The organism is Actinoplanes sp. NPDC051388 (genome assembly GCF_055586225.1).
The window spans coordinates 224,220-233,319 of the sequence record NZ_JBVJIP010000018.1; the positions used below are offsets into that span (position 1 = coordinate 224,220).

Below are 9,100 nucleotides of genomic sequence, written 5' to 3' on the forward strand. Positions count from 1 at the left end.
CTGGCTGGTAGTCGTCGCCGTCGTACCGCGTCATCGAGATGCCACTCTATCCGCGCTGGTGGAAGGGAGATAGCGTCCTCCGCATGCCCGATTCGACTGAGCAAACCCTCGAACAACTCGCGTTTCACGCGCCTCCCGGCGTCGAGACGCCGTCGCTCCTCGGTGAGCTGGTCAGGTGGGGCTTCGAGAACGGCGACGGGCTGGGGTACTTCTCCTGGGAGGGCGATCGCCTCGAGGACTGGTACGTGGAAGATGGTTCGCGCCGGGCGTCGGCGATCTATTCCTTCTTGCGAACCTCTGACGGGTCGAGAATCGGTTGGTGGCGCCCGGAGGGCCAGCCGCTCTCCGATGCGCCGATCGTGCTCTTCGGTGGCGAAGGCGACTTCGCGCTGCTGGGTGCGGGGCTCGAGGACTTTCTGACCCGTTGGGCCGTCAACGGTGTCGACGTTTACGACCTGAAGCCGGAGCCCGACGACGAGACCTACACCGCGAACATCGCCGCCCGGGAGCGCCTGTGCGGCTGGCTCACCCAGCGCGGCGTGAGCTGTGACGGTCCGAGACCCTCCCTGGAGGACCGCACGGCGGAAGTCGAGGCGTGGTTCACATCGTGGTCCGCCGACCGCCTGCGCTTCGCGGCTACCGACGAGAACCGCATCGCCATGGCCGCTTGCCTGCGTGACCTCATCGGCGTTCCGGTGGACCAATGGAAGCGGACGTTCGCCGATGCGATCGTCACCGCCAATCAGTGTCAGCTGTTCGGGACGCTCGTGGGCCAGCGGCCCCTGGAGGTTTCGCCCGCGATGGAGACTGCCCTCCGCCAGTTTCGCGATCGCGACGCAGCCGAGCTTCCCGAGGCCGGCCTCTGGTTTCGCGCCACGCTCAAACTCGACCCCCACGGCGTTCTCGCCGTCAGTCGCCATTACATCGATCTTCCCAACCCCAACGAGATCCAGCTGGACCTCGACGGCGTCAGAAAGGATCTCGCACGCAGGCCGCGCTCGCCCTACTGGGTACCGCGCTGGTTGAAGCCGTGACTGGCCGACCGAGTTGGAGCACCGACCCGGTGGGTGCCGAAAACTCATCCGGGCCTCTGGCCTGGCCATTCGCCTCGCTGGACGGCCGGCAGTACCTGACCGGCACCGTCATGCTGTCCGGCAGTCCGATCGAGCTGGTGCCGCACGAGGCCGTCTATGACCCGCTTTCTCGGCCGGCGACAGGTCGGTGATGTTCCGGGTGGTTCGCAGCACAGAGGTGAGCACCGGCAGGGCGGCCAGGCACAGCAGCGTCGTGGAGACGACCAACGTGGCCCGCGCGCCGACGAGGGTGGCCAGACCACCACCGGCCAAGGCGCCCACCGCACTCGCCGTGCCCACACCGAGCCGGATGGTGGCGTTCGCCTTGCCGAGCTTGTCCAGCGGGCAGGCCAACTGCCGGTACGAGTACTGCGCGATGTCGAAGAAGACGAACCGGGCCGACGAGAAGACCATGAACGCGCCCACCAGCACCAGAGCACTGCCCTTTGTCGACACCGCGGCCAGGTAGCCGGCCGGCGAGGCGAGCACCGCCAGCCACATGATCCGGGCCGAACCGACGCGGTCCATGACCTGCCTGGCGAACACGGCGGCGAGCAGGCCGCCGGCCTCACCGATGCCGAATATCACACCGACCCGGAGCGCGCTGATGCCCAGGTCGCTGACCAGGAAGTAGACCAGCACGGCGCCGCTCATGCTCAGGCAGAACACCGATCCGACCGTACAGATCGCGGTCCGGGCCAGAACGCTGTCCGCACCGACCAGCCGGAAGCCGTCACGCACCTCGGCCCGGATGTCCATCCGCTTACCGGCCGGCCGCGCGACGTCACCACGCACCCGCAGGAACAGCAGCGAAATGGCGCTGACCAGGAATGACAGCGCGTCGAGCAGGATCACCGTGGCCGCGTTGAACAGCCCGATCAGAACGGCCGCGATGCTGGGGCCGGACACCCGGGCCACCGCTTCGGTCGTACTGATCTTGGCATTGGCCTCGGTCAGGTCCGGTTTGGAGACGAAGATCGGGAAGTACGCGTGATAGGCGATGCCGAACACCACGCTCAGCACACCGGTGAGGAACGCGACCAGATACAGGTGCCACAGGTGCAACTCGCCCAGCCACGCGGTCAGCGGGATGGTCGCGAGCAGCAGGAACCGCCCGATGTCGGCCACCAACATCAGCATCCGCTTGCGGGAGCGGTCGACCAGGACCCCGGCCGGGATGGAGGTGAGCAGGTACGCGGCCGTCGAGCAGGCCAGCAGCACGCCGACCTCACCGGGACCGGCGCCCAGCAGGCCGATCGCGAGCAGCGGCAACGCCAGCCCGGTGATCGCACTGCCCATTTCGCTGACGGTCTGCCCGGTCCACAGAGCCATGAAGTTGCGGTCGCGCCAGAGCTTCGCGCCAGCCACAGAGGTTCTCCCTTGCAATCGGATGCCGGCGGCTGCGTGAGCGGCCGCTGACGGCGGCACACGATCAGTCGCGGCACCCTGCTCGGATACGAACCAAAAGCGTGATCGAACCTTCCTGGAGCACCTCATCCTGCTCGTCGAGCACCGCCAGGTGCCGGATCAGTACGGCCCGGCGCGGGTCCCGCACACTCGGGTTCGTCCCGGTAACTGTCATCCGGGGCCCGCACCACCTGACCGACCAGGATCGGCCGCCGAAGGGGGGTGTGATTCGCCGGTCAGCGCCGCGAAGGCGGCCACGTCACCGGCGGTGACTGCCCGCGAGCGGCTGTCGATCCGCTGCGCGACGGCGAAGTCCTCGAAGTGCCGGCCGGTCGCCGTCACGCCGTGCGCTCTCGCAGCGTACGCTCCTGCGCCGCCAGAACGCCGCCCATCGCATCCTCGAGGTGATGGGCATAGCTCTCGGCGAGCAGCCGCCGGGCCAGGTACCAGTTCGGGTCACCGGGCCGGAAGTAGCGATCGAGCAGGCTCTTCGCGGTTGGGCCAGGGGCGGCGCTGACTTCGGTGAGCAACCCGGCGCGGAGCGCGTCAGAGGCCGGCACCGGCTCGCGGGTGAGCACCATCCGCCGGGGCCACGCCGAGTCCCGTGTACTTGGCCAGCCGGAACAGGGCCATACCGGGCAGCCATCCCTGGTCGAGGTCGCCGCAGCAGAGCGTGGTCTGCGGGGTGGCCACGGTGAGGTCGCACGCGAGCACCAGACCGAACGCGGGCCCCAGGACCGCGCCGTCGACCGCGGCCGCGGTGGCGGTGGCCACCGTGAAGGATGCCAGCTTGCGGTTTCACCGTTCTCGGGCGTGGCGGGACCTGGCGCGGAGGGTCGTGGCCCGGTGCGCACTGTTCGGCGCGGCGCAATGCCGCGTGGGCTCAGGAAGACTCAAGCGGCGCGACGGTACTCATGGATCAGCCCGCCCAGTACGTCGACCCGTTCCACCAGCGACTGTGCGCTGGCCGCCCGACCAGCGTCAGCCGAGCGGCCGGACGTGGCGGCTGCAGATCCAGGCTTCTGTGCGGTCGAACAGTGTTGTAAAGGCGTAGGTACTCGGTCAGCACCCCGTGCAACTGGCGTTCGTTGAAGATCAGCGTCCAGTCCAGACACTCGGACCGAACCGTGCGCACCCAGCGGTCCGCGTACGCATTCGCGCGAGGCGCCCGGGGCGGAATCTTCACCACGTCGATGCCTGCCGCCGCGAAGACCGCGTCGAATGCTGCGCTGAACTTCGTATCCCGGTCCCGGATCAGGTACCGCAACCGGTGCGCTTGTTCATCCAGGTCCATCAGCAGGTTGCGGGCCTGCTGCGCGACCCACGCCCCGCAGGGGTGAGCGGTGATCCCGAGTAGGTGCACGCACCGTCGTTGGACGTCGACAACGAACAGTACGTACAGCCTGGTCAGGCCAACGGTTTCCACGGTGAAGAAATCCGTCGCCAGCTAGCCGCCAGCCTGAGTGTGCAGGAACTGGGTCCAGGTCAGCCCACCCCGCCGCGGTGCCGGCCCAAGACCACGCCGGCGCAGGCCGGCCTTGCCCTTGCCGGGCCAGATACGTCAACGCAGCGCAATCACGATCGTCGGACTTGAACCGCCGCGAGCCGAGCTGCGCGCGTGCCGCTGCGGTCTCCGACGGCGCGAACACCCGCACCGAGGACGGGAACCGCTGCTCCAACGCGCGCACCCACGACCCGTGCAACGCGCCGGTCGCCTCGATAGCAACCACCGGCGCAGCAGCACCTGCCAGCCGCTGAATCGTGCCCGTCACATCGTCCAGCCCCCGGCCGCAGCGACGACACCGACCTCGGATCCTCAAGCAGACCGGCGTCACCAGTGCTGAACCACACCCGATGCATCACCTTGCCCGGATCGATCGCCACGACCAGCGTCGAACCCGGCAACGCCTGCTGCAACAACCCTGAACCCACCCCAACCTCCTCGATGCCAACGTCGCGAACACGCTGGCACTAAAGGTCAGGAGCTATCAGCTAGTACGAACGACTCACGGATGAAGGTCTTCGGAGGTCACGTGGGCAGCCGCCGCCCAGCGCCACCTCGACTTTCTACGCCGCCCTCTGACGCTCGTTGTCCGACTTCCGTCTCCGTGGAGGGACCCGCCCGGATCGGACCTATCCTGCATGCATGCCGGTGGAGGGCGGATTCACCATCCGTGAGGACTCCCGCTGGGTCGAGGAGTCGCTGCTCATCGAGAAGGCGCTCGGCGCGGTGCTCGACGACGATCCGGCCGGGTCCTCCGACGAGATGCTGCACTTCGACTCGGCCGAGATCCGCGCGGCCGCCGCGCGGATCGCCGACGCCGAGGGGGCGGGCGCCGCGCGGACCTTGCTGCTGGGTGAACTGGCCCGACTCGTCCGCTGGGAGCGGGCGATGCGGCTGGGCCTAGCTGGCAACGATGACGCGGACCCGGAACGGCATCTCGAGGGCTTTCGCGGACATGTCGCCATGGTCGCGCTCTCGGCGGCACTCTACGGCTTCGGCGCGGGCACCTCGCCGCACCGCCTGATGGTCGACATCGTGGCCACCGGCGCGATGGAGCTCGGCGGCGCCCTGCAGCAGGTCGCGGTCCGGTCCGTCGCCTCCTGCTACCGCGCCGCCGCGCGCCCCGACCTCGCCCTGTCCATGCTGCTCCGGTCGTCCGGCGCCGATCCGGGGGACTTGCGGCTCATGCTGAACGACGCACGCAGCATCTGGGGGATGGGCGGGAGCGACCGGCTGACCGACCTGATCGCGCTCGACGAGTGGCCCGGCGACCCCACCCGGCTCGCCCGCGACCTGATCACCCGGCTGCTCGCCGAGCCCGAGCCGAGCCCGGCCGAACTCTTCGACCGGGTCGGTCGGCGTGGGCGGCTGATGGATACCGGGGACTGGGCCGGGCTGCGCGACCTGGCGACCTCCGACGTGATGTGGCTCGCGGAGTCCCACACCATGTGGCGCGCGTTGTCGGTTTTCCTGCGGATGACCGGCGCCGCCGACCAGGCCGCACTGGCCGGGCAGGTTGCCGAGCACGTCGCAGCCGAGGAGGCGGCGCCGTGAGCGTCTACGACGAGTATCTGGCCGAGCACCCGGACGAGAGGTGGACGGTTGTCCAGCTCGGCGCCGACCTGTTGACCAATCCGAGCTTCGTCGAGCCGTGCGTGCTGATCCCGGACGGCTACCTGGAGGATCTGGCCGTCGGCACGTCCGTCACCTTCGCGATGATCATGACAGCGGCCTGGGAGGCGCTGGACTCGATGGGCCGTCAAGGCCTGACCGCGGCCTTCGGCGCGCAGGCGCTCGCCGCGCTGGCGGGAAACCCGTTGCGGGCCAACGCGAGCCCGCGCCGCTATGTGCGGCTGGTTCTGGGAGCGCTGAACGCGTTCCGGGCGCGCGGGCTGACTCGGCACCAGGGACGCGCCTATGTGGAACTGGGCCGGGCGCTATCGCTGTGGGGCTGGACCGGTGATGCCCTGCGGGCGTTCGAACGTGGCCGGGTTCTGCTAGAGGACAACGGCGACGACCACGGGGCCCGGGCCGCCTACGCCCGGATGGCCGCCCTGGAGTCCCGGCTCGGGCTCTTCGAACAGGCGCTGCTGCACGCCGAGGAAGGCCGGCGGATCGGCGCCCGTCTCACCGAGCGGACCGGCATGGGCTACCTGCATCTCACGGATTTCCTGCATCATCAGCGGGTTCGCGCGCTGACCCGGCTCGGGTTCGTGACCGAGGCCGAGGCCGCGCTGGCCGAATGGCTGGGAGCGGCGTCCGGTGGCTTCGATCTCCTGCTGTGCGAGGCCGAGCTGCTGATGCGACAACGGCGCACCGGCGAGGCGATCGACGCGTATGTGCGGGCGATCGAATCGAGGTTCACCGGACTCGACGTCGCCTCGCTGGCCGAGCGCAGCCACTATGTCGAGAACGGGCTCAAGGCGTTCACCGGTTCGGTCGGCGCGGCGCTCGCGACAGGTCGGGCCGACCTCGCGGTCGCCATCCTGGCCGCGATGGACACTCGCCCCGCCGCCCGCCCGGCAGCCCATGCGGCCGCGGTCGACGGGCCGCTCCGCGTGGTCGACGACGAGCTCCGGCAGCTGGCCCGGCAGGCGACCGGCGAGGCGGTCGCGCGGAATCGTGGGGCGCTGTTCGCGCGCAACGATCGTGCCCGCATCCTGCTCGAGACCCGCGACACCGTGCTCCGGCACGGCCGCGCCGCTCGGATCGACCGCCGGACGATCGAGGACCTGGTGTCGGCGGTGCCGGCCGCCATGGCCCCGGGCGAGCTGGCGCTCTATTACGGCGTCGCGGACGACGGGAACGGCCTCGTTCTCATCGTCGATGAGGGCGGTGCCGAGCACGCGACGCTGCGCCTTCCGGCCGACGACATCGCCGGGCTGGCCCAGCGCGCACACGCCGCATGCGTCGGCCGGAGCGGCACGGAAAGCCTCGAGCAGTTGGCCAAGGTGGCCCTCGAACCGCTGGCCGACCGCCTGGCCGCGGCGACGCGGGTCTATGTGACCGCGCACGGCCCGCTGGCCGACTTCCCGTTCCACGCCGCGCCGTTCGACGGACGCCCGCTGGTGGCGTGGACCGAGGTCCGCGCCCTCCCGTCGCTCGGATCGCTGCTCGCGCGGACGCCGGCCCGGGATCCCGGCCCGGCCGGCGCCGTCGTCGTGGCCATGCGGCACCCTCGTTACGAGGTGCTGCCCGATCTCGCCGCGGTGCCGGCTGAGGTCAAGGCGGTGCGCGTGGCCTTCCCCGACGCGGTGTCCCTCGACGACGACCGGGCAACCGTCGCCGCCACCCGCGAGGCGCTCGACCGCGCGGAGGTGCTGCATCTCGCCGGGCACGCCGTCTTCGAGCCGGAACAGCCCTATCTGGCCCGTGTCCTGCTGGCCGACCGGCCGCTTTTCGCGTTCGAGGTCTATGCCGCCGGTCGTGTGCCACGGTTCGTCAACCTGAGCGGCTGCCGGGCCGGCGCCGAGCGCCGCACCATCGGCGGCGAGGGCGAAGGGCTCGCCGCGGCGTTCCTGGCCGCCGGGGCGGAGACGGTCGTCGCGCCGCTGTGGCCGATCCGCGACGACGCCGCGCTGGCCTTCAACCAGGCCCTCTATTCAGAACTCGCGCGGCCCGGGGCCGATTGGCGCGGCGCCGCCCGGACCGCTCAGCTGGCGCTGCTGGAGCAGGAGCGGTTCGCGCATCCTGGCCTGTGGGCGGCGTTTACCGTACTCGGGCGCGTCTGATCTCGGGAGGAACCATGACCGGCAACGACCGCGACGACGACGAGCGACCGGACCAGCAACCTGTGCCGTTCCCCGACCGAAACGTCTATGCGGAGGATGAGATGCCCGGCGTGCCGCTGTCCTGCTTGCGGTTCGCCTGCGCGCGCCACGACGAGGAGAAGACGATCGAGTATTACGACCCCGACGACCCGCCGCGGTGCAGCCACGGCGACCTGATGGACCGAAGGGCCGGGTGAGTCCGCTGTTCGAGGCCGGGCTCGGCGCCGTCGAGCGGTTGTTCGGCGCGCGCTTCATGCTGGTGATGCTGCTCCCGTCTCTGCTCGCGGCGATCGCCTCAGCACTGGTCGGCGTCGCCGCGGCCGGGCACACGCCGGACGATGCGGTGAAGGCCTGGCAGGCTTACAGCGCATCCGGGCAAGTGCTGCTGGGCTTCGCGGCGGCCGTCGCACTGATCACGGCGGCCTACGTGCTCACCTTCTTCCAGCTGCCCCTCCTGCGCCTGCTCGAGGGCTATTGGCCGCAATGGCCCGGGATCGACTGGCTGCGGCGGCGTCGCATCGATCGGCATCGCCGGATGGCCGAGGCCGGATGGAAGCGGGTCGACGAGCTGAATCGGGATCGGCGCGGCGGTGAGAGCGCCGTGCTCGCCAACCGGTTGCGGCTGACCTATCCGCCACCGAAGCGACTCGTCGCCGGCTGCCTGCCGACCGGCATCGGCAACCGGCTGCGGGCCGCCGAGTACTACCCGCTCGAGCGCTACGGCATCGACGCCGTGGTCATCTGGACCAGGCTGCTCCCGGTGCTCCCGGCCGAGGTCGTGGCCCGAGTGGCCGCCGGGCGTACCGCGCTGGACGGCGCCGCGTCCCTCTTCGCCCTGGCTGTGGCCTTCGGCATCGCCTGGCCGGTCGCCCTGCTGGCAACGGGTGCCCGCTGGTGGCTGACGGTGCTGTGCCTGCTCGCCTGGCCGGTCGCGGCCGCTGCGTACGCGGCCACGGCCAAGGCCGCCGTCTCCTACGGCCAGGAGGTGCGCGTCGTCTTCGACCTGCACCGCACGCTGCTGCTCAAGCACCTCGGCTGGGCCGTGCCGGCGCTCCCGGCCAAGGAGCGCGCGCTCTGGGACGACCTCACGCAGTTTTACCTGCGCAATCTCCCGATGGACGCGCCGCCGCGGGCCTGATGACCTATCGGCCGGCGGCGCGGGAAGTCGGTCTATCGGCCGGCGGCGCGGAAGTCGCAGGTATTCGGTCAACACCTGGTGTAACTGGCGTTCCTTTCAGACCAACGTCCAGTCAGACACTCGGCCCGGACGGTACGCACCCAGCGCTCCGCGTACGCGTTTCGCGCGAGGCGCCCGCGGCGGAATCTTCACCACGTCGACGCCGGCC

General features: G+C 70.3%; 9 protein-coding genes. 5 read left to right on the forward strand and 4 right to left on the reverse strand.

What is annotated here, in order from left to right; translation table 11 throughout:
* The first annotated feature begins 83 nt into the window (after positions 1-83).
* Positions 84-1,034: a hypothetical protein gene (locus ACZ6TI_RS37135; RefSeq protein ID WP_465349916.1), complete on the forward strand. Its 951-nt coding sequence runs from the start codon at positions 84-86 to the stop codon at positions 1,032-1,034.
* A 108-nt stretch (positions 1,035-1,142) separates the two neighbouring features.
* On the opposite strand, the gene ACZ6TI_RS37140 is transcribed toward ACZ6TI_RS37135, so the two are convergent.
* The 4 genes from ACZ6TI_RS37140 to ACZ6TI_RS37155 all read right to left on the reverse strand — a co-directional run bounded on the left by ACZ6TI_RS37140 (position 1,143) and on the right by ACZ6TI_RS37155 (position 3,843).
* Entirely contained in the window at positions 1,143-2,441 is a 1,299-nt protein-coding gene (locus ACZ6TI_RS37140) for an MFS transporter (RefSeq protein WP_465349917.1), read from the reverse strand.
* 377 nt (positions 2,442-2,818) lie between these two features.
* Positions 2,819-3,040, reverse strand: a complete 222-nt coding sequence (locus tag ACZ6TI_RS37145; RefSeq protein WP_465349918.1) for a hypothetical protein — start codon at positions 3,038-3,040, stop codon at positions 2,819-2,821.
* Positions 3,027-3,254, reverse strand: coding sequence for a hypothetical protein (locus ACZ6TI_RS37150; RefSeq protein WP_465349919.1), 228 nt, complete (start codon positions 3,252-3,254; stop codon positions 3,027-3,029). Before ACZ6TI_RS37150 ends, ACZ6TI_RS37145 begins: the two co-directional genes overlap by 14 nt.
* A 145-nt stretch (positions 3,255-3,399) precedes the next feature.
* The gene (locus tag ACZ6TI_RS37155; RefSeq protein ID WP_465349920.1) at positions 3,400-3,843 is read right to left on the reverse strand and encodes an integrase core domain-containing protein; all 444 of its coding nucleotides are present in this window, start codon (positions 3,841-3,843) and stop codon (positions 3,400-3,402) included.
* Positions 3,844-4,626: 783 nt separating this feature from the next.
* Here ACZ6TI_RS37155 and ACZ6TI_RS37160 point away from each other — a divergent pair.
* Genes ACZ6TI_RS37160 through ACZ6TI_RS37175 form a run of 4 tightly spaced genes read left to right on the forward strand, consistent with a single transcriptional unit; the run spans position 4,627 to position 8,892 of the window.
* The gene (locus ACZ6TI_RS37160; RefSeq protein ID WP_465349921.1) at positions 4,627-5,538 is read left to right on the forward strand and encodes a hypothetical protein; all 912 of its coding nucleotides are present in this window, start codon (positions 4,627-4,629) and stop codon (positions 5,536-5,538) included.
* On the forward strand, positions 5,535-7,715 hold the full coding sequence (locus tag ACZ6TI_RS37165; RefSeq protein ID WP_465349922.1) for a CHAT domain-containing protein: 2,181 nt from the start codon (positions 5,535-5,537) through the stop codon (positions 7,713-7,715). The genes ACZ6TI_RS37160 and ACZ6TI_RS37165 overlap by 4 nt, the downstream gene beginning before the upstream one ends.
* Before the next feature lie 14 nt (positions 7,716-7,729).
* Positions 7,730-7,951, forward strand: a complete 222-nt coding sequence (locus tag ACZ6TI_RS37170; protein WP_465349923.1) for a hypothetical protein — start codon at positions 7,730-7,732, stop codon at positions 7,949-7,951.
* Positions 7,948-8,892 carry a hypothetical protein gene (locus ACZ6TI_RS37175; protein WP_465349924.1) on the forward strand — a complete coding sequence of 315 codons (945 nt, stop codon included), beginning with the start codon at positions 7,948-7,950 and terminating at the stop codon, positions 8,890-8,892. The genes ACZ6TI_RS37170 and ACZ6TI_RS37175 overlap by 4 nt, the downstream gene beginning before the upstream one ends.
* Positions 8,893-9,100: the final 208 nt, after the last annotated feature.